Below are 22689 nucleotides of genomic sequence, written 5' to 3'. Positions count from 1 at the left end.
TAAAAATCTTTGTCAGACGTGGCGAGAAGTGCAAGGACAAGGCAAAAAAAGACGAGAAACCGGAGTTTACGTATGTAAATGAGGATTTCGAGTCGTTTTTTAACGCAGTCATTGTACTTCGCAGTAGCTTGGCGAATATTTTTCACGTGTTTGAGGTTATAGGATCAAGCGACTAAGTGCATCTGGTGGATGCCTTGGCGATGATAGGCGAAGAAGGACGCGTTAGCCTGCGAAAAGCACGGGGGAGCTGGCAAATAAGCATTGATCCCGTGATATCCGAATGGGGAAACCCGGCCCTTTTGGGTCACTCATCACTGAATACATAGGTGATGTAGAGCGAACTCGGCGAACTGAAACATCTAAGTAGCCGAAGGAAAAGAAATCAACCGAGATTCCCAAAGTAGTGGCGAGCGAAATGGGAAGAGCCTGCATGTGATAAATCAAACTTTAGTGGAACAGTCTGGAAAGTCTGGCGACAGTGGGTGATAGCCCCGTACACGAAAGAGATTGGTTGGTACTAAGCATGCGACAAGTAGGGCGGGACACGAGAAATCCTGTTTGAAGATGGGGGGACCATCCTCCAAGGCTAAATACTCATCATCGACCGATAGTGAACCAGTACCGTGAGGGAAAGGCGAAAAGAACCCCGGGAGGGGAGTGAAATAGAACCTGAAACCGGATGCATACAAACAGTGGGAGCCCTTGCAAAATGGGGTGACTGCGTACCTTTTGTATAATGGGTCAGCGACTTACGTTCAGTAGCAAGCTTAACCGAGTAGGGGAGGCGTAGGGAAACCGAGTCCGAATAGGGCGCATAGTTGCTGGGCGTAGACCCGAAACCAAGTGATCTATCCATGGCCAGGATGAAGCTGCGGTAAAACGCAGTGGAGGTCCGAACCCACTAATGTTGCAAAATTAGGGGATGAGCTGTGGATAGGGGTGAAAGGCTAAACAAACTTGGAAATAGCTGGTTCTCCTCGAAAACTATTTAGGTAGTGCCTCATGTATCACTGACGGGGGTAAAGCACTGTTATGGCTAGGGGGTCATCGCGACTTACCAAACCATGGCAAACTCTGAATACCGTCAAGTGCGAGCATGGGAGACAGACTGTGGGTGCTAACGTCCATGGTCAAGAGGGAAACAACCCAGATCGCCGTCTAAGGTCCCAAATAATCAGTTAAGTGGAAAACGAGGTGGGAAGGCATAGACAGCCAGGATGTTGGCTTAGAAGCAGCCATCATTTAAAGAAAGCGTAATAGCTCACTGGTCGAGTCGTCCTGCGCGGAAGATGTAACGGGGCTCAAACTGATAACCGAAGACGCGAATATGCACGATGTGCATATGGTAGAGGAGCGTTCCGTAGGCCTGCGAAGGTGTCTTGAGAAGGATGCTGGAGGTATCGGAAGTGCGAATGCTGACATGAGTAGCGATAATGCGGGTGAAAAGCCCGCACACCGAAAACCCAAGGTTTCCTGCGCAACGTTCATCGGCGCAGGGTGAGTCGGCCCCTAAGGCGAGGCAGAAATGCGTAGTCGATGGACAACGGGTTAATATTCCCGTACCGATATAAAGTGCGATGGGGGGACGGAGAAAGGTAGGTCAGCCCACTGTTGGAATAGTGGGTTTAAGCGAGTAGGCGTGTGGCTTAGGCAAATCCGGGCTGCTATAACGCTGAGACGTGACGACGAAGTCCTCGGACTGAAGTGATTGATCCTATGCTTCCAAGAAAAGCCTCTAAGCTTCAGCTTTATATTGACCGTACCGCAAACCGACACAGGTGGGTAGGAAGAGAATTCTAAGGTGCTTGAGAGAACTCAGGAGAAGGAACTCGGCAAATTATCACCGTAACTTCGGGAGAAGGTGAGCCCATATTAAGTGAAGGCCCTCGCGGCTGGAGCTGAAATGGGTCGCAGAGAAATGGGGGCTGCGACTGTTTATCAAAAACACAGCACTCTGCAAAGTCGAAAGACGACGTATAGGGTGTGACGCCTGCCCGGTGCTGGAAGATTAAATGATGGGGTGCAAGCTCTTGACTGAAGTCCCAGTAAACGGCGGCCGTAACTATAACGGTCCTAAGGTAGCGAAATTCCTTGTCGGGTAAGTTCCGACCCGCACGAATGGCGTAACGATGGCCCTACTGTCTCCTCCTGAGACTCAGCGAAGTTGAAATGTTTGTGAAGATGCAATCTCCCCGCTGCTAGACGGAAAGACCCCGTGAACCTTTACTGTAGCTTTGCATTGGACTTTGAAGTGGTTTGTGTAGGATAGGTGGGAGGCATTGAAGCATGGACGCTAGTCTGTGTGGAGCCAACCTTGAAATACCACCCTGACCCCTTTGAGGTTCTAACCTTGGTCCGTTATCCGGATCGGGGACCGTGCATGGTAGGCAGTTTGACTGGGGCGGTCTCCTCCCAAATTGTAACGGAGGAGCTCGAAGGTCGCCTAGGTACGGTCGGACATCGTACTGATAGTGTAATGGCATAAGGCGGCTTAACTGCGAGACAGACAAGTCGAGCAGGTGCGAAAGCAGGACATAGTGATCCGGTGGTTCTGAATGGAAGGGCCATCGCTCAACGGATAAAAGGTACTCCGGGGATAACAGGCTGATTCCGCCCAAGAGTTCACATCGACGGCGGAGTTTGGCACCTCGATGTCGGCTCATCACATCCTGGGGCTGTAGCCGGTCCCAAGGGTATGGCTGTTCGCCATTTAAAGTGGTACGTGAGCTGGGTTCAAAACGTCGTGAGACAGTTTGGTCCCTATCTGCAGTGGGCGTTGGAAATTTGAGGGGGGCTGCTCCTAGTACGAGAGGACCGGAGTGGACAGATCTCTGGTGTACCGGTTGTCACGCCAGTGGCATCGCCGGGTAGCTAAATCTGGAAGAGATAAGCGCTGAAAGCATCTAAGCGCGAAACTCGCCTCAAGATGAGATTTCCCCAAGGCTTTAAGCCTTTTAAAGGGTCGTTCGAGACCAGGACGTTGATAGGTCGGGTGTGGAAGCGCAGTAATGTGTTAAGCTAACCGATACTAATTGCCCGTAAGGCTTGATCCTATAACCTGAAGCGCGTGTGTGCGACGGTATAATCTACCCAGATTAGAAAACTAAATTTGAGAAACAAGCAATACAAAGCAATATATTACTTCTTCTATTGAACTGAACGCGTTGCAGAGCAATAAGTGCAACGAGTTAACCCGTTAAAGTCTGGCGACCATAGCGAGGTGGCCCCACTCCTTCCCATCCCGAACAGGACAGTGAAACACCTTAGCGCCGATGATAGTGCAGATTACCTGTGTGAAAGTAGGTCATTGCCAGACACCCTAAGCCGTAAACAAAACCCCCGTACTCGAAAGAGGCGGGGGTTTTGCTTTTGGCGGAAGAAAGGCGCAAACATCACTACTTTATTCGCCAGTATTGGCCATGCTAAGAGCTAGTTCGTTCTGTGCTGTAGGGGTAAATGGGTGAAGATGGGTTAGAAATTGCTGGCTTGCTGCGGCCCATGAGAATTTTTTGGCATGTTTACGTACGTCTTCTCGACTGATTTTTAATGAATCTAGACATGCTTTTTGTAAGTCTTCGCAGAGTGCGCCAGGGCCATCTTTGCCGATAACATCGATGGGTCCTGTGACTGGATATGCAGCAACAGGGCAGCCACAGGCCATGGCCTCTAGCAATACCAGCCCAAATGTGTCGGTTTTTGATGGGAATACAAACGAATCAGCAGCGTTATAGACCTTGGCTAATTCTTCTTGGCTTAAGACACCGAGCCAATTGATTCCAGGATATTTGAGGCGCAATTGTGCTGCTGCTGGACCATCACCGCAAACCCATTTAGAGCCAGGTAGATCGAGTTGTAAAAAAGCTTCAATATTTTTTTCAACCGCAACGCGGCCTACATAAACAAAAATAGGATGACGAGTTTGTAGCCGGTCTCTGTCGCTGGGGCTAAATATTTTTAAATCTACCCCGCGTGACCACATTACTACTTTTTTAAAGCCACGCGCTTCTAGATCATTCACAACAACGTGAGTAGGGGCCATGACCGCTTCAGCTGCATTATGGAAACGAGCTAGCCAAGCGTAAGTCCAGGAAAGAGGAATGCCAAAACGAAGCTGAACATATTCTGGAAAACGTGAGTGATAGGCTGTGGTAAATGGAAGTTTATTTTTTATACAATAGCGACGGGCAGCTAAGCCGAGTGGTCCTTCTGTGGCGATATGAATGGCATCAGGGTGAAAGGTTTTAATACGTTGGGCGATTTTCCTGCTTGGAAATAAAGAGAGTTGAATCTCGGGATACGTAGGACAAGGAATGGTGCGAAATTCGAGAGGAGAGAGTACGTCAACGATGTGTCCCAAGTGTTCTAGTTCTTGGCGTGTTTGCTTGAGCGTGCGTACTACGCCGTTGACTTGAGGTTCCCATGCATCTGTCACAATCAGAATATTCATGCTGCAATTCCTTGGAAAAGAGGAGGATGAGGAGCGTATAAATTGATCAGCTCTGCTTGCTGGTCGATAAAGAACTTTTGCCAAGTAATAATCCGTAATTCACCATCAGCTAGCTCAACTAAAGCGGTGAGGCTTTCTACCCAATCGCCATCATTACAGTAAAGAACACCATTAATTTCACGCATCTCTGCTTTGTGGATATGGCCACAAATGACGCCATCTAAACCACGTACTTTCGCTTCACTGGCGACGGCGGCTTCAAAATTAGAAACAAAGCTAACTGCTGTTTTGACTTTATGCTTAAGAAATTGTGAAAGTGACCAGTAACCTAATCCTAGGCGAGCGCGAGCTCGGTTAAATAAATGATTCAGTTTTAATGTAATGGTATAAAGGCGATCGCCCACAATGGCCAGCCATTTTGCGCATTGCACCACTCCATCAAATTTATCGCCGTGCAGCACCAAGAAGCGTTTACCATTAGCCATGGTATGAATCACTTCATCTTCAATGATGATGTCGCCAAACATAAGGCCTAAAAATTGCCGAGCGCCTTCGTCATGATTGCCGGGGATATAAGTTACTTTGGTGCCTTTTCGGGCTTTTCTAAGAATTTTTTGGATCACATCATTATGGCTTTGTTGCCAAAACCATGAGCGTCTTAAGGCCCAGCCGTCAATGATATCGCCCACTAAATAGAGATGGTCTGAATCGCAGTGTTTTAAAAAATCAAGTAGGTGCGCAGTCTGGCAGCCTGAGGTGCCTAGATGCAAGTCAGAGATCCATATACTGCGAAACTTGAGAGTGCTCTCCGACATGCTAGTAGCTCAGCTAGGTGATTTTGTCATAGTGCCGACGTTTGATGACAGATTCGGGTACTTTATGTGACAGTTTAATTTATTTTAAATTTGGCGCTGGCGAAGCTGCCGTCAGCGGTTCATTGTGGAGGGAGTATGTTAAAAAAAGAGCGCCCTAGCTCACCTTGTATCGCTGTTTGCTCAACGGCACTAGGGGATGAGATATGCCGCGGCTGTGGACGCAGTGTTGTAGAAGTATCAACGTGGGTGATGATGACTGAGGAGCAGAAGGAGAAAATCTGGGCTCGCTTAGAGCAGCAATGGCTCCGAGGAGGTAGAATTGCACCATGGTTAAGGTGAGTTTTTTGCAGCTTTAAATAAGAATGCGCAGCGTAAAATATTTTTTATGATGCGCATTCTTATCTCAAGCACATGATTTCAAGTTGAATCGATGTTAGAAAACTAGTTGCGTTGTTCCCACACACCAAATTCCATGCCATTTTCTGCCAGCAGTATACGCCATGCATACTGTGCTGTTAGTTGCTGACGCAGCAGGGCAAAAGCCGCAGGGGAGCGAGCTTGATCGAAGCGGCTCCATACAATGTAGCGAATATTTTGGCTGACTAGCCAAGGCCCAGCATCGGGTAAATTACCGTGATAAAATGCCCTAATTTTATCCGCTTGGGCTTGAATAAAGGGCGCTTGATTACGCCACAAGCTTTCATGATCTGGCCAACCTAAGGCGGCAGCTTGGCCGCTATGCAGGGCAAAGGCGCTAGCTGCTGTATAAGAGCCAGCATCTAAGCCCTCTAAGACCAAGCCTTTTTCGGCGCTGCGCAGATGTTTAAGAATCGCCCAATGGGCAACATCATTTTTTAGCCAGCCATCTCCGGCTAATTGACCAAGGCTTGTTTTGGGCTGATAAAGCCAATATTGTGCTTGGGGTAGAGCATAAGTACAGACGGCAAGCAGGGGCACGGCGGCAAGGCAACGCCGCCAGTACGCTTGGCTGCTTAGGTTGATTGAGCCCAGTAATAAGAGGGCCGCAGGATAAAGCCAAGACCACCATTTTAATGTGGAATTAAACCGGTTATAGCTGCCAGAAAGGGGATCATTGATATAGATGAACTCCATACCTACAAGTAAAAGCAGTACGCCAGCCGCGCACCATAATGCGAGTTTATTTTCTTTCCCTTGGCTGAGGGCGAGGGCCGCTAACCATAATACTGGCCACCAAATAGCTAAGCCTTGGCGTAACGGGGTGTGATCTTCGCTCACAACAAAGGCAAATCCCGCTGAAAGCGCGTTGGGTGCATAGCTATTAATGAAGGGGTAAAGCAGTAGTAAGGCTAGACTTGCGCCAAAGATCAGATGTTTAAAATAGCAGCTTTGCCCTGAGTGGCGACGATAGCCACACCATGCCAGAAGCAGCAAACCTTGCAAGGGTAGATTCCAAGCATTAACGGCCAATAGCAGCGGCAGGCTTGCCCCAAGTGCTATAGAAAGTGGCTTTGCTTGCTGCGTTCTTTCTAACTTAATCATCAGCGCTAGCGCAAAAAATAGCAGCGCAAACCCTGCTAGCGGCGGATGCAAATCGCCCAAATAGACATAGTAAGCCAGTGTTTCAAGTGGAAGCTCGCGTGGAGCACTCTCTGCCACCTTAGGAAATAGGGCGGCTCCGGCAGGGGTATTGATTTGCTGATCGTAAAGCCCAGTAAAGCGCGTGTTGGCCCAGAGTTGATTTACGGCAGCCTGCGTATTGGCAATTGGGCTAGCGTCAGTTTGTGAGTAAAGTATCGGTACGAGTGGAGAAACGCCTGTACCACCCATTAATAAGGCTGCAATAACTAGGAATTTTTTCCAAGTTATTGAACAAAAATGGTACACAACACTCCAAGCTAAGCTCATGCTAAAAGCAATCGTTAAGCAAAAACCTAGGTTCATGGCGAGGCCAGCAGGTAGGGCGAGTATTCGGCCCGCTAAGGCTGTGGCGTAATGCAAGAAGCCATAATAGATATCAAACTTGTAGGCAGGCAGCCAAACATCGCTGGGGGGAAGGCGGCTGCCACTGATGTAATTGGAGATAAAGGCTAAGTCGGTAAGATGTTCAGATTGCCCGTCAATATCGGGGAACACAAAGCGCCAAGCAAAGACGTAGAGAAAGGGCAGCCAAAAGGGTAGCTCAGCGCGCCAGCCCCCTGTTTTCCAGTGTTTGAATAGAATTGCAATACTGCATAAAGTACTCAGTGGCCAAACCCAGTTGAGTGATCCAAGCCCCACGAAATGTTCAATAAAGAATAAGCTAGTGAGTAATGTTAACGTGCCGCTGGCTCGTGCAATCTGAGCATCGGCAAAGTAATAAGTAAACACACGACCCAATGCTGCTAAATTGATCAGCAAGATAAAGACCGTTAATACTAAGTAAATCAAATACATATCGCACTCCCACATCGTCATCAGGGTGATGATCTGATTTTATTGGCTTGATTGTACATAAGGGAAAAATAAAATGGGCTATTCTAGGTGCTAATTTTGTTTGTAAACGCAGTAGCATAAGGCCTGCAAAATTGTAATAAGTTGGAAAAGGGAAAAGGTGGCTTGCCAACGATGCATGATTCCCGTCCAATTCGTATTGGTTTATTAGAGGTGGAGCGTGCTGTATTAAGTATATGTGGTTTTAAATCTCCACTTTTTGCTGCCTATAAGCTTATTTTTAATATGCAGGGATGTGACGTTTTAATTAATACGCTCTCATATGAATGATATACAAAGAGTCCTGAATGGAAAAAATACTGAAAACAATGCAGGCAACAGCAGTAGATCAAGCTGTTGAACTAATCATCAATTTGATTGCCGCATTGCGTCCCACTAAAGTGAATGACACCACACAAGCGATCAATAATATTCAAGCGCTTTGCTATTTACTAGAGCAAAATATTGAACTGCGCGGTGGGTTACGACGCCACTTATTACATATATTATCGACCAGTAAGCAGGTTCATCTTTATACCGACACGGGTATTCTTTCTAATGAAAGCCTTTATGATGCATTGGTTCGACGAATCGGTCATCGGATTTTGCCCCCAACCATTAATTTATCTTCATTAAAAGATTTATTTGCTGCGGCATTTAATCACCCAGAGGATCATATTTGGTTTGGCAATGTGCCCCATCAAGTTTGGTTTGATTTAGGCCAAGCCTTACATTTTAATGATGAAACGGATAGAGACAGCATCAATCGCACTTTGCTGCAAATGTTAGAGGCGATTCAAGTTTTATCTTGCAGAGTTTCTGCAATTGGGCTTGAGCCTGAAATTGTTAAAAATCATCCTGATATCGAACGCTTTGAATCTCCATTTGTGCGCCAGAATGTAGAAACATTGGCGTGGATAGAGCGCTATCGCCAAGATTTAATCCATGATGGCAAGCCTAGCGAAGATGACTTGCAGATTCGGGTATTATTGGCTCAGTGTGAAGAAGTTATTGCTAGGGTACGTAAAAATGCAGCTAAGAAGGGGGTATCTGTTAGTCTTACCTACTTATTGATTCGATTGCGTCAGCATATTGATAGGCTAAAAACGCTATTAACTTTGGCAAATCCTGAGCCATCAACAGAAAAAGCAAAGACTTTACTCAATACCCTGCATGCTTTTGTATTGGCAGAGAATCGCAAATATAGCTTAAGAGATTTATTTGCTGAAAACACTGAATTACTGGCGTTGCAAGTCACGGAACATGCAAGCCATACTGGCGAGCACTATATTGCTGAAACACGCCGTGATTGGGCTGGCATGTTTAAATCCGCAGCAGGAGCGGGTTTTGTCGTTGGTTTTATGGCGATGTTTAAAATTTTAATTACGAAGGCGCACCTGCCTTTAGTACTAGAAGCAATTGCATTCAGTTTTAATTATGCCTTTGGTTTTATGCTGATTCATATGCTGCACTTTACTGTTGCCACCAAACAGCCCGCAATGACGGCAGCTAAAATTGCCGCATCAATTCATTACTCCTCTAAGCAAAAAGACAGTTTAAACGAGCTGGTTGAGTTAATTGTCAGCGTATTTAGAACTCAGTTTGTAGCGATTGCAGGTAATGTATTACTCGCCATGCCGGTGGCATTGCTGTTGGGGGTGGCTTGGCAGTGGCAATTCGGGGAGCCTTTCGTAGGAGCGGAAAAAGCTGCGCATTTATTGCAAGATTTAAGCCCGATTGCTAGTCTCGCTATTTTCCACGCCGCAATTGCTGGGGTGTGTTTGTTTATGTCGGGGCTGATTTCAGGTTATTATGACAATAAAGCGATTTATAATGAAATTCCTGGACGAATTGCCGCGCTTCCTTGGCTAAAACGCTGGTTTGGTGAAAGCCGAGCCAGCAGTATGGCTAATTATATTGAGAATAATTTAGGCGCTTTAGCGGGTAATTTTTATTTTGGTATTATGCTGGGTTCGATTGGCACCGTGGGTACGTTGCTGGGTTTGCCTATAGATATTCGCCATATTACTTTTTCATCAGCTAATTTTTCTTTTGCACTGGTTGCTCAGAACTTTCAGATGAGCTGGCAAATTGCGGTGATTTCATTGCTAGGCGTGGTTATTATTGGTATGACCAATCTAGTGATTAGTTTTTCCTTGGCGCTTTGGGTGGCATTACGTTCGCGTAAATTATCCTTTAGGCAGACTCGGCCGCTATTGGGCCAATTAATGCGGCGTTTCTTAAAGCGCCCAGCAGATTTCTTTATTCCAACAAGAGACAATACATCGAGTGAAACAAGTAGCAATGAGCATTGAGTTAATGATTGATGGCTTAGTCGAGAAGGGCTTTGCCGTATTGCCACAGTTTTTAGATCAACATGAGGTAAATGTTCTTGCTAAGGTGATGCAAGAGCGGAAGAATTTATTTCATCAGGCAGGGGTAGGCCGCAAAGAAGGGCGTGCGGTGCGGGAGAAAATTAGAGGGGATGAAATTTGTTGGATTGAACCAACAGACCCTCTGGCGGCTACGGCATTAGCACAGTTAGCTGAGGTAAAACATGCGCTTAATGCGCATTTATACTTGGGTTTGGATGAGTTGGAGTGCCATTTTGCCACGTATCCGGTTGGTCGTTTTTATAAGCGCCATTTAGATCAACATCGTGGAGAAGATACCCGAGTTGTGACTATTGTTTTATATTTAAACCCAGAATGGCAGGAAAATGATGGGGGGGAATTACGTTTATATTTAGAAAAAGAGCAATTTATGGATATTGCTCCATTAGGTGGTAGTTTGGTGGTTTTTTTATCTAATCAATTTGAACATGAAGTATTAGTTTCTAAGCGAGAGCGTTTGTCGCTTACAGGGTGGTTTCGTCGCAGGCCTATATGATTCAGTTCATAGGGCGTGTCATTGGCATGCATTACAATGATGAAAGAGCCGCATCGGGCTGCCATTGGGGGAAGTAGTATCCATGCTGCATCATAATGCTCGGCCTATTCATTTTATGGGTGATATGTGAGTATATTTCGTTGTTGCTGTGTTTTGATATTGCTGTTGAGTAGCTCTCCTAGCTGGGCTATTTCGGTTCTATTTATTAATCCAGGTAAAACTAGCGAAGCATTTTGGGTAAGCGTAAGCCAATCCATGGCTGCTGCTGCGCAAGACTTAGGAATGGAGTTACGCATTATTTATGCGGAGCGAGATCATTTGCGTATGCCTTTGTTGCTACAGCAGGCTATTGATCAAGGGGCAAAGCCGGATTATTTAATTGTGGTGAATGAGCGGCAAATGGCTCCACCATTATTAGCGATTGCTGAGCGTGCGCATATTCCTACTCTACTAGCATTTAATGATTTAACCCCTGAGCAACTCATGCAATCAGGATTGCCTAGGGAGAAATTAAAATACTGGATTGGTAGTTTAACGACAGATAATCGCCAAGCTGGCTATTTAACCGGAAAGACGCTATTAAAGCGTTTGGTGCAGAGTAAAAAAATTGGTATAGATGGCCGATATCAATTGTTGGCGATGTCAGGGGATAAATCTACGCCTGCTTCTCAAGAGCGTTTATTGGGTTTGCAAGATGCATTACAAGAATTTCCCAATGTGGAGCTTAAACAAGTCATTTACGGGAATTGGAGCCGTGGTTTGGCTACTGAGCAAATGGCCGTCTTATTGGATCGTTATCCTGATTTAGCGGCGGTATGGTGTTCTAACGACCTGATGGCATTTGGCGTGCTATCTAGCTTAGAGCGTCGATACGGGACTGATCATGGCATTTTTGTTTCGGCAATTAATCATTCTGATGATGCAATATCTATGATAAAAAATGGCCGTTTGACAGCTTTAGCAGCAGGGCACTTCCTATTAGGGGCATGGAGTATGGTGCTTTTGTATGATTATGCCCATGGCTATGATTTTTCCGCACAAGGTACTCAGATACAGTTGCCTATGTTTAGCTTGGTGAATGCAAATAATGCGGATTTATTTTTATCGCGTTTTAGCCGCCAAGGTTTAAGCCATTACGATTTTTCACGATACAGCAAAGCCATTAATCCTAAAATAAATAATTATAGCGGGCAGCCTTCGGTTACTTTGGATACTTGCGTCTCAATTGGAATAGCTGGAAAAACAAATAAATCAAGGGCTTGCGCGCAGTATGGTAAGTTGCTTATTGTAAGGAGTAGTATGAAGTGAGTGGCAATTCTTCGACGAAGTTATCTAGATTAAAGCGAAATTTTCAACCGATAGCGAAGCGCTTGAATAAAGTATTACTGCGGATTGGCGGATTATTTATGCTGATTTTGATTGTTGCATATGCAGGTATTGTTTATTTTGATATTTCATCTGGATTACGCACACATCTCAGTAATACTGTTCAAGATCATGGCCCGCGCTTAACGGCTGCTTTGTGGGATATTGATCCAACCACTATTAATGAAGAGCTTGATGCGCTGGCAGCTTTACCCGGTATTGTTGGCGTAGTGTTAATCACGCCAAGTGGTGCTCGATACGAGCGCGGCTTAAGCAATTGGGTTGAAAATAAGTTCAGCTATTCTGTTGCCTTAGTCCATAAAAATAGCAGCAACACGGTTGGCACATTAAGCCTAATTGGTGATGCCTCGGCGGTATGGTCTCAACTGTTATCTCGAGTACTGCCTTTTTTTATTGCACAAATTATTCTAGTGCTCGGTATTTTATTGGTATTGCAATGGTTACTGCGCCGCGTTGTGGTACGGCGTTTGGATGCTTTGACTATTCATACTCATTTATTGCAAGCGAATCGCATCGAAAAAGTACCTGCCCCCCCTGCTTTTGCCACCGTGGTACAAGATGAGCTTGATTGCCTATTAGAAGGCTTTTCTTCCTTACAAGGTAATGTATTAAAAAATGAACAAGAGCGTGAGCAATTAATCCGTGCTTTGGCAGAAAGCCGTGATCAGTTAGAAATTGAAGTGGCACAACGTACCGGCGAAACACTTTACTTATCTGGTTTTTTACATATGCTATCTAAAGATGCTCAGCGTTATTTAGATTTACCATTAGATCAGGCACAGTTTGGATTAGAAGAAACCTTGGCTCAAACTGGGGTTTTGCTAGGGTTCGATGCTTTAGTTGCAGTATGTTTTTCAGATGAAATTTTGCCAGAAGAAGTTTATTTATGGCATAAGGAAGGGCGTAAGCTTCGTGCTGATTTTGTATTGGGAAGGCGTGCTTTATATAAACTGAGTGAGTACAATTTAAATCACCAGTCTGTTTTTTTTATTGATACTGTAGATGAATTGGATGCTGGCTGCGGCGAGGCGGTACTGTGCCGAGACTTAAATTTGGCAAAATTAGTGGCTTTACCTTTTAATTTTAATGCAGAGCGGCTTGGCGTTTTATTTGTTGGTTTAAAAAGCCCGCATCGACAATACTCAAAATTAGAGATGCGTATTTTGCCGATGGTTGTAGGCTTATGCTCCAATGTGTTGGCGCATCATCGCCAACAATTAGCCTTACAAGAGGCTAAAGAAGCTTTGCTTGCTGCCAATGCAAAATTGGCATTGCAGGCCAATCATGATGGGCTTACTGATATTGCTAATCGTCGTGCTTTTGATGAGAGCTTATTACAAGAAATGCGTCGAGCAACGCGCAGTGATCAATCTTTATTACTTATCATTTTAGATGTAGATTTTTTTAAACAATATAATGATTCATATGGCCATGGTGAAGGGGATATTGCGCTAAAGAAAATTGCTGCAATATTAGCTCAATTTGCTGAGCGAGCTGGGGATTGTGCCGCTCGGATTGGGGGTGAAGAATTTGCACTCTTATTACCGCATACGGATATACGTATTGGAAAATCATTAGCTGAACGTGTAAGGCTGGCGATTATCAAATTGGGTTTATTACAGGCTGATGGTCAGCCTCTGACGGTAAGCCAGGGGGGGGCTATTTTTTCTGGGGAGGAAGAAGTCAGCCCCGCTGACTTCTTACGTATGGCAGATCAAGCGCTGTATCGTGCAAAGAATGGTGGGCGTAATCAGGTGTGTATAGCCAAAATGCCTAACGGCCCAAGCGCTGGCATACTGTAGAAACGGCACCGGCAGCATTTAGGGTATAAAAATGCAGGCCGGGTGCGCCTCCTGCTAATACACGGTCTGATAATTCGGTGACAAAATCCAAACCAAAAGCACGAATCGAGGCGGTATCGTCACCAAATGCTTGTAAACGCAGCCTTAGCCAACGTGGAATTTCCGCACCGCACATTTCAGAAAAACGAGCTAATTGGCTAAAATTTTGGATAGGCATAATGCCAGGCACAATAGGGATACTAATGCCACGTGCGTTTATTTCATCCACAAAGCGGAAATACGCATCTGCATTAAAGAAGTATTGAGTAATGGCCGAATCAGCCCCTGCCCGTACTTTATTTACAAAGTTACGAATATCCGCTTCTGCGCTTTGGGCCTGGGGGTGAAACTCTGGGTAGGCTGCCACTTCAATATGAAACCAATCCCCAAACTCTTGGCGTAAAAAGCTGACCAATTCATTGGCGTAACGAAACTCGCCAAAATCCCCCATCCCCGAAGGAATATCACCGCGTAAGGCCACAATATGGCGGATGCCGTGGTCCTTATAGTTTTGCACAATGCTGCGGATGTTTTCTTTGGAGGAGCCCACACAGGAAAGGTGTGGCGCGGCAGCGTGCCCTTCAGATTGAATATCAAGCACAGCATTGAGCGTGCCTTCTTGTGTAGTGCCACCTGCTCCAAAGGTCACGGAGAAAAACTCCGGTTTAAATTGGGCGAGCTGCCTACGCGTATTGCGTAGTTTTTCTGCGCCTTCGGCGGTTCTAGGTGGGAAAAACTCAAAGCTGATAGGGGAAGGCGTCATTTTTTTATCCAAGGCACTAATCGATTCATCTTAACATTGTCGCATTAGAGATTGCATGCAGGCTATTCATTGCAAATATGAAATAAAATAATGATTTTTGTAGTAAATAGGCGAGTTCATTAAATTATATTACAATTATTTTTAATAAAAATATTTTATATTCAATGACTTACATTTTTATTTTTTTGTTGTATGTTGCCGCGGTGCTTATGAGGAATTCATAGAAGGTAGTAGGTACTTTCAATAGACTTAATAAAGATGGAGTTATGACTAAAAAGACTAGCGCTACTCGCATTATCATGCTTATTCCCTCGCTGATGCTGAGTTTCTCCCTAAGTAGTTCGACATAAGTTATCACGCATTTTTAAAGTAAAAAAGATGTGATTTTAGTAGGGTGTGCAAGTGTATTTCTTGCTCGCCAGTCCTTGGTGCGTAACGCCTACGGAGTTTCCACCCTACGAAAAACACATGCTTGAAAAGCATGGGGTAATTTATGCCTAGGCACTTATTTGCTTTGGATAATTGGCAGGAAGGAATTGCCTATAATAGTGGCCTGGAAGTTACTTACGTAGATGAAAAATTACAGGTGCTTGGGACGCATACGGCCTATGTAGCATAAGTATCTACACAACTCGCCCTATGAATTTTGGGGTAGATTTTTTCAATGCCGCCTCTTCACTCTGGTCTGCGGCCATTTCCCAAACGGTCATGCACGCCATGCTGGCCACCATCAGCCGCCTAGCGATCGCAGGGGCAGATTCTTGCTACCAAGACTTAGGTTATGCCCTGCTTTTTTCAACAGTTTAAAGTAGCACTCAATTTGCCAGCGCCAGTGGTATCACAGTGCAATTATGTGGGTGGGAAGATCGTTCACATTGCACAACAACAGCCATTGCGCTGATAAGCACGGTGGATATAAATTCTCTAAATCTGCTACGGCAGCATTGAAAACATTGCTGTAAGAGTAGCAAGCGATGAAGTGATTTTCTCTTATAGAGATCGCTTCAGTGCAGTATTAAACGCAATATTGGGCGAGTTTGCTCTCACTCACAAAGTGATTGCCATCGCCTTGCAGTTTAATAATACGTTGATTGCGTTTTACTTCCCAATCGTCCACCGGATAGGTTTTAGCCCACGCGCACATTAGCTGCTGATCTTGCTTGGAGAGGCTGAGTTGATAGCGCTGATACATATAGAAGTGAATTCGCGCAATGCGGCCACGTACTTCCTCCCTAGGCTGGGCTTTTTTACTTTTAAAATCAACAATGGTTTTACATTGGCCATACATAGGCTCAGGATTATGCGTCCATGCGCTATAGGCAAAGTTACTGCGATCCCCATTCACCTCGCCTACCGATGGTACTAAATTTACGAGGTTACCTTCCGCGCTTTTAAATTGCGGATCATTATCGCTACAGTTTTTGCGTCCGCCATTTTGCCAACATTGACGTTGATGGCCTAGCACCCACGCCGGAACCACATGCTCCCATTCCAAACGTTGGGCTCGAGATTCGTTTTTTCTGGGGGTGTAGCCACAGCTGGCTAAGTCCATTTTTTTGCCCTTATAGGTGCAGCCGCAATAGAAATCGCTTTCCATACCGCGAAATACATCTGGCAAAACTTGCTTAGCACGATTGAAATCCCGCTGGCCAACGGCTGTACGGCCGGTAACCAGCTCAACGGGGTCTGATGAATTGTTGTTTGGATTGGGCGGGGGTGTTTCTTCATTTTTAAAGATTTGCTTAAGCGCGATTTCGCCAAGTTTGGCGAGTGTTTTCATTTCTTGGCTATGCGCTATTTTTTCGGCTTGGTTAATACTGTTAGCGTCACAAGCACTTAAAAAAAGACTACAGAATAAAATAATAATTGAAATTGTATATGGGGCATGCTTTTTATTGGACGGCATTACTTGCGCATATTCCTGTGTTGATTTAAGGCTAAGCGATAGATTGCAAGTGGCCAAGGGCCATTGCCATTTGATTAAATTTTTTTATTGGGGAGTTGTATTAATGCCTTGCAGCTAAGCTCTGATTTGAATAAAACGCTGTTTAAATAAAAAACCTTGCACCATATCTACATTCAGCTGGCGGGCAATTTCTAGCTGTTCTGCTGTTTCTACACCTTCTAATACGGTACGTTTGCCTGTGTCCTTAGCATAACGGATGAGGCTTTCTAAAGCGATGCGATGGTTAGGTAAATAAAGTTGATTAAACCAACTTCGATCAAATTTTAAGCAATCTACAGTGATTAAAATTGGCAGGGATAGCATCGAATGGGGGGAGCCTATGTCGTCCAATGCCAGTTGAATATTTTTTTTATGGAATGCTTGAGCCATATTGGCACTTTGGCGCGCGTCAGAAATATCACTATTCTCTATGATCTCTAATACAACATTACTGCGCTGCTGAAGCATGCTGAGTAAAGGGTTTTCTTCCCCAGTAATATCTGCCACCGCGTAGGCATCTGGGTCTAGATTTAAAAACAACTCCCCGGCTGGTGCATGTGCTAATTGCAATTGCTTCATTGCATATTCCACTTGAAATAAGGTAAGTGGGCTATGGTGCAGTTCATTAAATAAATGATCGGTGTGAAGCAATTGTTCATCGGCCCGATAAAAGCGGGCAAGGGCCTCATGGGCGATTGTTTCTAAATTGTGCGTATGAATTAATGGTTGATATTCAACGCCAAACCGTTGCTGTTGAATCACATCAAGCAATACGATTGGGGATAATTTAGACATTGCTCTGATTTTTAATAGGAATAGTTATCATATTTTATAATGACTTAGTCTGACTATGGGTAATAAAATACTTTCTTTTTTAGTCAGTTTACTTTGGGCGTGGGCTAGTATGCCGCACACCCATCCACTCTATTAAGCAAATAGTGGGGTGAGTAAAGGGGCAATTAGTACCATGACTACGCCTGAAACCATCATAGTAATACAGGCAACTACCCCTTCTTCATTACCAATTTCTCTTGCCTTTGCAGTACCTACGGCATGGGCTGCCGCGCCAAATAAAGCGCCTCGGGCTAGGCGTGAGCGTAGTGGTAAAATCAGCAGCATAAATTCACCAAATAGCATGCCCATTAAGCCCGTAATCACTACAAATAAAGCAGTCAATTCAGGAGAGCCTCCCCAAGTACCTGATACTGCTAAAGCAAAGGGGGTGGAAATAGATCTAGGTAATAGGCTGCGAGTAAGCTCTGGGGATAGATGAAATAACTTAGCCAAGAGTACGCAGCTAAGAAGTGCTGTAAAACAACCAGCAATCACACCAGCAGATAAAGATAGCCAATGTTTAACCATCAAGCCGCGATATTCATAGAGAGGTACTGCAAAAGCAACGGTTGCGGGGCCAAGCAGCCATAATAACCAACGGGTGTCTTTATAATAAACCCCATAAGGAATATGGGTGAACAACATAAAGACAACCAATAGCGTAGGTGTGAGTACTAAGGGGGCTAGCCACCAGCGGGTATAACGCGCATATAAAAATTTGGCCAGCGCATATGCGCCAATAGTAAGCAGCAAGCAGCTGATAGCAATAAAACTCATAGCGTGGATCGCTTTTTGGCACGGGCCAAGCGTAAGTGGTGCTCCCATTTAAAGCAGCGATCAACCACAATCGCCGTCACGCACATCACCAAGGTTGTACCAAGAAAAATCACCACCAATAACTGCCAACCTTCGGCGATAAACAAGGCTTTATATTTGACGAGGGCCACCACGGCGGGCACAAAAAACAACAGCATTTCTGCCAATAACCATTCTGCACCGTATTTCACCCAATTGAGTGGCACACCCAGCAGCAACAGTACAAAAACAATCCCTAAACCCAGTACACCTCCTGGTATAGGTAAGCCTACTTTAAGCACTAGCCAATCAGATGCTAGCCAAATTGCAATGAGTAAGCCAATTTGGGTTAAAACACGGGTAAAGGAAAACAGCTTGCTCGCCACCACATACACTCCTGTCATATTGGCGCTTATTTTACGCGTAATAGATTGATTGCCTGAATGACTTATTGCCATCGCTATGGCTCACGTTGCGATATGAGTGATAAGGGACACGTATGACTTGCTTGGCCGCTTTTATCGCATAGGCAGCTTTAAAGACGGGGTCTAGAATAGAGCTTGATATGGTTAAACGTGAGTATTATTTAATGAGAAGTCTTATCAATACTGGCTTGAAACGCTGCGTACTGTTTTTTGTTTTATTGCTAAGCATCTTCGGGGTGGTGGGAAGCGTTTGGCTGCCTAACTGGATCTTGCCACGCTTAGAAAGCATGCTTTCTAATGAATTGCATAGAAATGTTAGTATTAAAAAAATAGAGCTTAATCCCTTTACACTACAAGCTATTTTGCATGATGGAAAAATTAATGATGGGAAAATTACATTTGCAAAATTTAAATCTTTAACGTTAGATGTTGAGTGGTCTTCTTTATGGAGAAGAGCGCCAATTTTTAATGAGATTACTTTGCTTGAGCCTCAGTTAAATATTGTCCGCATTAATGATCACCAATATAATTTTTCTGATTTATTTGTGAAAAATAATAAAAATGAAAATTGGCCTGATTTTTCATTGAATAATATTAGAGTTATAAAAGGGCTGATTAATTTTGATGATAAACTGCTGCACACGCAGCAAATACTCAGTGATTTTCAATTGGCATTGCCCTTTATATCTACCTTAGAACATCGTGTTGATGAATATATTCAGCCTAGTGTTTCAGGTAAAATAAATGGTGCATCTTTTAATATTGCAGCAACAAGTAAACCTTTTACTCGCCAAAAAGAAACGCGTTTATCATTCTCATTAGATAAATTGGATGTTAATAAGTACGTTAACTACATTGTGTTGCCCAATGAATTAAGACTACTTTCTACTCAGGTATCAGGAAAAATTAATATTGTTTTTAATATGGAAAAAAACAATTCAAAATTAGTACTGGAGGGGCCGCTACAGTTTGATAATGTCAATATAGAGCAAGCTAAAAAACCTTTTGTAAAAATTAATAAATTAACGCTTAAATTAAAAGATTTTGAACCGCTGGCTGCGAAATATCGCTTTGCAGGCATAAAAATAGATACCTTGGATATGGCCTTGGAAAAAGCCCTACAGTTAGTTAATCAGTCTGCAACCCCGCCTAAAAGTCAGGCTAAAATGCTGCTTGATGTTGGCCATTTTCAATTAATTAATAGCCGCGTTACTTATCAAGATCTAGTCTTTGATGCAATCAAATTTGATGTGCATGGTTTTGTAAATAAGGGAAATAAAACACTTCCCGTGCGGCTGGCTGTGAATAGCCCTTACGGAGAACAGCTCTTGGCTGACTTAAGCATACAAACTCAGCCATTCAGCCTAACAGGTAAAATAAATGCTTCAAAATTAAAGCTAACACAATATAGCCAATACCTTGCACCATACTTTAAAGGCGAAATAAGTGATGGTTTATTAGATGTTGAAACAACAGCTTATCTCAGTATAAATCCACTTGTATATACTTTGAAAAATACCGAAATAGGTTTAAGTAATTTAGCACTGCAGCAAACAAAAAAACCTATATTGAAAGTAAATCAGCTGGTTATAAAATCACTTGAGCTGGATTCTGCTCATAAATTCATAAAAGCAACTACTTTAGAAAGCAAACAAGGGCAGTTAGTAGCCCAGATCTTAGTTAATGGGCAATTGAATTTAGCGACGTTAACGCCAGAGTCAGCTATTGCCGCTAAGCCTGCTACTCCATGGCGGGTGCAAGTTGAAAAAATAGATATTAATGATTGGAAGCTTAATCTTGCTGATAAAAGGTTAGCATATGCTCCTACGATTTTTATTCGTGATATTGCTTTGGGTTTTGATCATTTTGATAGTCAACAAGGCAGCAAAGGAATATTAAACTTAACAGGAAAATGGGGGAGTAAGGGCTTAATTAATATAGCGGGCGATGTGGTTCCACTGCCTTTTACTAGTAAAGTAGCTATCGATATGCGTAATGTTGATGCTGCTTTTTTACAGCCCTATTTTACTAAATACATCAATGTTTTTTTGGCTCGAGGGTTTTTAAGTGCTAAAGGGGATTTGCAAGTAGCTACCGAGCCTAAGCTTAATGGGCGCTACCGTGGATTATTGAGTGTTGATAATTTTTATGCCTTAGATAAACAAACCTCTACGGCTTTTTTAAAGTGGAATAAACTAGGATTTAATGGGGTAGATATTAATTTATCCCCATTGCGCGTAGATATTGCTGAGCTTGCTTTAGATAAATTTTACTCTCGATTGATTTTGTCTGCTACTGGGCGTTTAAATTTACAAGATATCTTGGTGCATGATGGTAAACAAGTCTCGGTTGCTGATACACAGCAGGCTAGCTCAGTTGCTGTTGTTGTGCCTGAAGAGGTTGAAAAGTCTGTCTTGCCTATTAATATTAAGAAAATTTTATTTTCTAATGGGAATATTCGTTATAGTGATAATTTTATTAAGCCTAACTTCAGCGCTAATATAACTGGTATGACTGGGATGGTTAACGGTTTATCTAGTGCAGAAAATACTTTGGCACAATTAGATCTGCATGGGTTTGTTGATAAAATTGCACCGGTAAAAGTCAGTGGTTTATTTAATACTCTCGCAAAAAAAATGTTTCTTGATCTTAAAGGTGGGGTCAATAACTATGATTTAACATCAGCCTCTACATACTCGAGTAAATACGCTGGTTATGGAGTAGAAAAAGGTAAGCTATCTATGGATGTTTCTTATAAGGTTGAGAATAATAAATTACTGGCAAATAATAAATTGTTTTTAGACCAATTTGTATTAAGTGATGAAAAAATTACCAATGAAACGGCAACGACACTACCTGTTAAATTGGCTTTATCATTATTAACTGATCGCCGAGGACAAATTAATTTAAACCTCCCGATTGAGGGCTCATTGGACGATCCTGAGTTTAGTGTCAGTGGAATTATACTTCAGGTTATTGCTAATCTTATGGAGAAAATAGTCACGGCTCCATTTGATGTATTGGCCAGCAGCTTTGGTGGAGAGAGTATTACACTTTCACATATTACTTTTAATGATGGCAGTGAAAAATTAGATGCTACGGCTGAAAAAAGTATTAAAAAATTAGCCGAGGTATTGCAGGATAGGCCTGGGTTGAAATTAGATATTCAAAGCTATTTAGATCCTATAGTTGATCGCCAAACATTAAAAAAGAGAATTTTGCAAAGAAAAGTGCTGGGGTTTAAATTGGAAAAATTAGCAGGGAGTACTCAATCATTAGAAGATGATAGCCAGTTGGCAATGAGCAAGGATGAATATCCTTATTTGTTAGAACAGGCCTATAAGAAAGAAGACTTTAAAAAGCCGACCAATCTAATTGGCTTTGATAAAACACTCTCAGTGGTAGAGATGGAAAAATTAATTATGGAGCATATTGAGATAAAAGATGACGATTTACACGCCCTAGGTTTGAGGCGTGCTTTGCGGGTTAAATCATCCTTACTGGCCGCTGGGGTGGAGGAGGCTAGAATGTTTGTGGTGCAAGCCAAAATTAACAACAGTCAAGATAAGCCATCACGGGTGCAATTTGATTTGAAGTAAGTGAGTAGTGCCCTACTATTGTAATCAATATTCGCACTCATTATCATTATCGCTAGTAATTACTGGGGTGCTCAGCGCATTAAATAAATTACCCAACGATTTAAAGTGCTCAATATTTTTATTGTATTTTATAAGCATTTGGATAGCTTACAAATTAATGTAGTTTGTCATGTGCCAGAGGGGTTTTTCTTGAAAAGCTTGCTAAAAACATCTTTACTAAGGCTGTGTGCCTAGCAGCCTGTCGGACTTAGCATCAGTCAGCTGCAAAATCACCTGATCGGCCTATATTTCACCATATTTTTGACCAATAACTCGTTATTGGCGCTGCAAATCCGGCAAAATCTGGTCTCGATCATGCGATTTTTCGCTTCGACCGTCTAAGTCTGACAGGCTTCTAGGGTCTGTTGACGTTTCATTCGCCATTGCGCCGAGCCGGAAAACCGCCAAGCACAAGGTAGGAGGGCGAAGGCAATAACGAGTTATTTCCGAGGAGTATAAT

The 22689-nt window shown here is 43.5% G+C and carries 15 protein-coding genes and 2 rRNA genes; 9 read left to right on the top strand and 8 right to left on the bottom strand.

From position 1 onward, the window contains the following. The first annotated feature begins 162 nt into the window (after window positions 1-162). Together C1H71_RS02095 and rrf are read left to right on the top strand one after the other, a co-directional pair. A 23S ribosomal RNA gene (locus C1H71_RS02095) occupies window positions 163-3053 on the top strand. A gap of 149 nt (window positions 3054-3202) precedes the next feature. Then, window positions 3203-3316: ribosomal RNA gene (rrf, locus tag C1H71_RS02090) — 5S ribosomal RNA — on the top strand. Between the two features lie 84 nt (window positions 3317-3400). Here the strand turns inward: rrf and C1H71_RS02085 are convergent. Both C1H71_RS02085 and C1H71_RS02080 read right to left on the bottom strand, forming a co-directional pair. Then, a complete protein-coding gene (locus tag C1H71_RS02085) occupies window positions 3401-4447 on the bottom strand; it encodes a glycosyltransferase family 4 protein (protein ID WP_130105093.1) in 1047 nt (348 codons plus the stop codon). Then, window positions 4444-5262, bottom strand: a complete 819-nt coding sequence (locus tag C1H71_RS02080) for a UDP-2,3-diacylglucosamine diphosphatase (protein WP_130105092.1) — start codon at window positions 5260-5262, stop codon at window positions 4444-4446. Before C1H71_RS02080 ends, C1H71_RS02085 begins: the two co-directional genes overlap by 4 nt. Before the next feature lie 135 nt (window positions 5263-5397). Here C1H71_RS02080 and C1H71_RS21880 point away from each other — a divergent pair, with 135 nt between their 5' ends. Then, window positions 5398-5601 (top strand): DUF1289 domain-containing protein, encoded by a 204-nt coding sequence (locus C1H71_RS21880; RefSeq protein WP_130105091.1) that lies wholly within the window; start codon window positions 5398-5400, stop codon window positions 5599-5601. Window positions 5602-5703: 102 nt separating this feature from the next. Here C1H71_RS21880 and C1H71_RS02070 read toward each other — a convergent pair whose 3' ends face one another. Beyond that, window positions 5704-7677, bottom strand: coding sequence for a DUF2298 domain-containing protein (locus tag C1H71_RS02070; protein WP_188053529.1), 1974 nt, complete (start codon window positions 7675-7677; stop codon window positions 5704-5706). Between the two features lie 344 nt (window positions 7678-8021). Here C1H71_RS02070 and C1H71_RS02065 point away from each other — a divergent pair, with 344 nt between their 5' ends. The 4 genes from C1H71_RS02065 to C1H71_RS21225 all read left to right on the top strand — a co-directional run bounded on the left by C1H71_RS02065 (window position 8022) and on the right by C1H71_RS21225 (window position 13790). Next, complete coding sequence (locus C1H71_RS02065; protein WP_130105089.1) at window positions 8022-10028, top strand: site-specific recombinase; 2007 nt, start codon at window positions 8022-8024, stop codon at window positions 10026-10028. Continuing rightward, window positions 10018-10602: a 2OG-Fe(II) oxygenase gene (locus C1H71_RS02060; RefSeq protein ID WP_130105088.1), complete on the top strand. Its 585-nt coding sequence runs from the start codon at window positions 10018-10020 to the stop codon at window positions 10600-10602. The genes C1H71_RS02065 and C1H71_RS02060 overlap by 11 nt, the downstream gene beginning before the upstream one ends. A 165-nt stretch (window positions 10603-10767) precedes the next feature. After that, a complete protein-coding gene (locus tag C1H71_RS02055; protein ID WP_188053527.1) occupies window positions 10768-11910 on the top strand; it encodes an ABC transporter substrate-binding protein in 1143 nt (380 codons plus the stop codon). A 62-nt stretch (window positions 11911-11972) separates the two neighbouring features. Next, window positions 11973-13790, top strand: a complete 1818-nt coding sequence (locus C1H71_RS21225) for a GGDEF domain-containing protein (protein ID WP_130105086.1) — start codon at window positions 11973-11975, stop codon at window positions 13788-13790. Here C1H71_RS21225 and metF read toward each other — a convergent pair. Then, the gene (gene metF / locus C1H71_RS02045; RefSeq protein WP_130105085.1) at window positions 13762-14592 is read right to left on the bottom strand and encodes a methylenetetrahydrofolate reductase [NAD(P)H]; all 831 of its coding nucleotides are present in this window, start codon (window positions 14590-14592) and stop codon (window positions 13762-13764) included. The genes C1H71_RS21225 and metF overlap by 29 nt on opposite strands. A 639-nt stretch (window positions 14593-15231) precedes the next feature. On the opposite strand from metF, the gene C1H71_RS20545 reads away from it, so the two are divergent. Next, window positions 15232-15399 carry a hypothetical protein gene (locus C1H71_RS20545; protein WP_188053525.1) on the top strand — a complete coding sequence of 56 codons (168 nt, stop codon included), beginning with the start codon at window positions 15232-15234 and terminating at the stop codon, window positions 15397-15399. A gap of 208 nt (window positions 15400-15607) precedes the next feature. Here the strand turns inward: C1H71_RS20545 and C1H71_RS02040 are convergent, their stop codons facing one another. The 4 genes from C1H71_RS02040 to C1H71_RS02025 all read right to left on the bottom strand — a co-directional run bounded on the left by C1H71_RS02040 (window position 15608) and on the right by C1H71_RS02025 (window position 18624). Then, complete coding sequence (locus C1H71_RS02040) at window positions 15608-16372, bottom strand: endonuclease (RefSeq protein ID WP_130105084.1); 765 nt, start codon at window positions 16370-16372, stop codon at window positions 15608-15610. Between the two features lie 240 nt (window positions 16373-16612). Further along, the gene (locus C1H71_RS02035; protein WP_130105083.1) at window positions 16613-17332 is read right to left on the bottom strand and encodes an EAL domain-containing protein; all 720 of its coding nucleotides are present in this window, start codon (window positions 17330-17332) and stop codon (window positions 16613-16615) included. 132 nt (window positions 17333-17464) lie between these two features. Continuing rightward, the gene (locus tag C1H71_RS02030; protein ID WP_130105082.1) at window positions 17465-18148 is read right to left on the bottom strand and encodes an LrgB family protein; all 684 of its coding nucleotides are present in this window, start codon (window positions 18146-18148) and stop codon (window positions 17465-17467) included. Beyond that, on the bottom strand, window positions 18145-18624 hold the full coding sequence (locus tag C1H71_RS02025; protein ID WP_262488373.1) for a CidA/LrgA family protein: 480 nt from the start codon (window positions 18622-18624) through the stop codon (window positions 18145-18147). The genes C1H71_RS02030 and C1H71_RS02025 overlap by 4 nt, the downstream gene beginning before the upstream one ends. A gap of 107 nt (window positions 18625-18731) precedes the next feature. On the opposite strand from C1H71_RS02025, the gene C1H71_RS02020 reads away from it, so the two are divergent. Then, on the top strand, window positions 18732-22190 hold the full coding sequence (locus C1H71_RS02020) for a DUF748 domain-containing protein (RefSeq protein WP_130105081.1): 3459 nt from the start codon (window positions 18732-18734) through the stop codon (window positions 22188-22190). Window positions 22191-22689 lie beyond the last annotated feature (499 nt).

Origin of the sequence: Iodobacter fluviatilis (genome assembly GCF_004194535.1) — a bacterium.
GTDB lineage: Bacteria > Pseudomonadota > Gammaproteobacteria > Burkholderiales > Chitinibacteraceae > Iodobacter > Iodobacter fluviatilis_A.
This window is presented reverse-complemented; position numbering and strand designations above follow the sequence as displayed.

Excerpts from the sequence above, each read along its gene's own strand:
- C1H71_RS02085 (WP_130105093.1), bottom strand. The coding sequence starts at position 4,447 with ATGAATATTCTGATTGTGACAGATGCATGGGAACCTCAAGTCAACGGC.
- C1H71_RS02080 (WP_130105092.1), bottom strand. The coding sequence starts at position 5,262 with ATGTCGGAGAGCACTCTCAAGTTTCGCAGTATATGGATCTCTGACTTG.
- C1H71_RS21880 (WP_130105091.1), top strand. The coding sequence starts at position 5,398 with ATGTTAAAAAAAGAGCGCCCTAGCTCACCTTGTATCGCTGTTTGCTCA.
- C1H71_RS02070 (WP_188053529.1), bottom strand. The coding sequence starts at position 7,677 with ATGTATTTGATTTACTTAGTATTAACGGTCTTTATCTTGCTGATCAAT.
- C1H71_RS02065 (WP_130105089.1), top strand. The coding sequence starts at position 8,022 with ATGGAAAAAATACTGAAAACAATGCAGGCAACAGCAGTAGATCAAGCT.
- C1H71_RS02060 (WP_130105088.1), top strand. The coding sequence starts at position 10,018 with ATGAGCATTGAGTTAATGATTGATGGCTTAGTCGAGAAGGGCTTTGCC.
- metF (WP_130105085.1), bottom strand. The coding sequence starts at position 14,592 with ATGACGCCTTCCCCTATCAGCTTTGAGTTTTTCCCACCTAGAACCGCC.
- C1H71_RS20545 (WP_188053525.1), top strand. The coding sequence starts at position 15,232 with ATGAATTTTGGGGTAGATTTTTTCAATGCCGCCTCTTCACTCTGGTCT.
- C1H71_RS02040 (WP_130105084.1), bottom strand. The coding sequence starts at position 16,372 with ATGAAAACACTCGCCAAACTTGGCGAAATCGCGCTTAAGCAAATCTTT.
- C1H71_RS02035 (WP_130105083.1), bottom strand. The coding sequence starts at position 17,332 with ATGTCTAAATTATCCCCAATCGTATTGCTTGATGTGATTCAACAGCAA.
- C1H71_RS02030 (WP_130105082.1), bottom strand. The coding sequence starts at position 18,148 with ATGAGTTTTATTGCTATCAGCTGCTTGCTGCTTACTATTGGCGCATAT.
- C1H71_RS02025 (WP_262488373.1), bottom strand. The coding sequence starts at position 18,624 with ATGGCAATAAGTCATTCAGGCAATCAATCTATTACGCGTAAAATAAGC.
- C1H71_RS02020 (WP_130105081.1), top strand. The coding sequence starts at position 18,732 with ATGGTTAAACGTGAGTATTATTTAATGAGAAGTCTTATCAATACTGGC.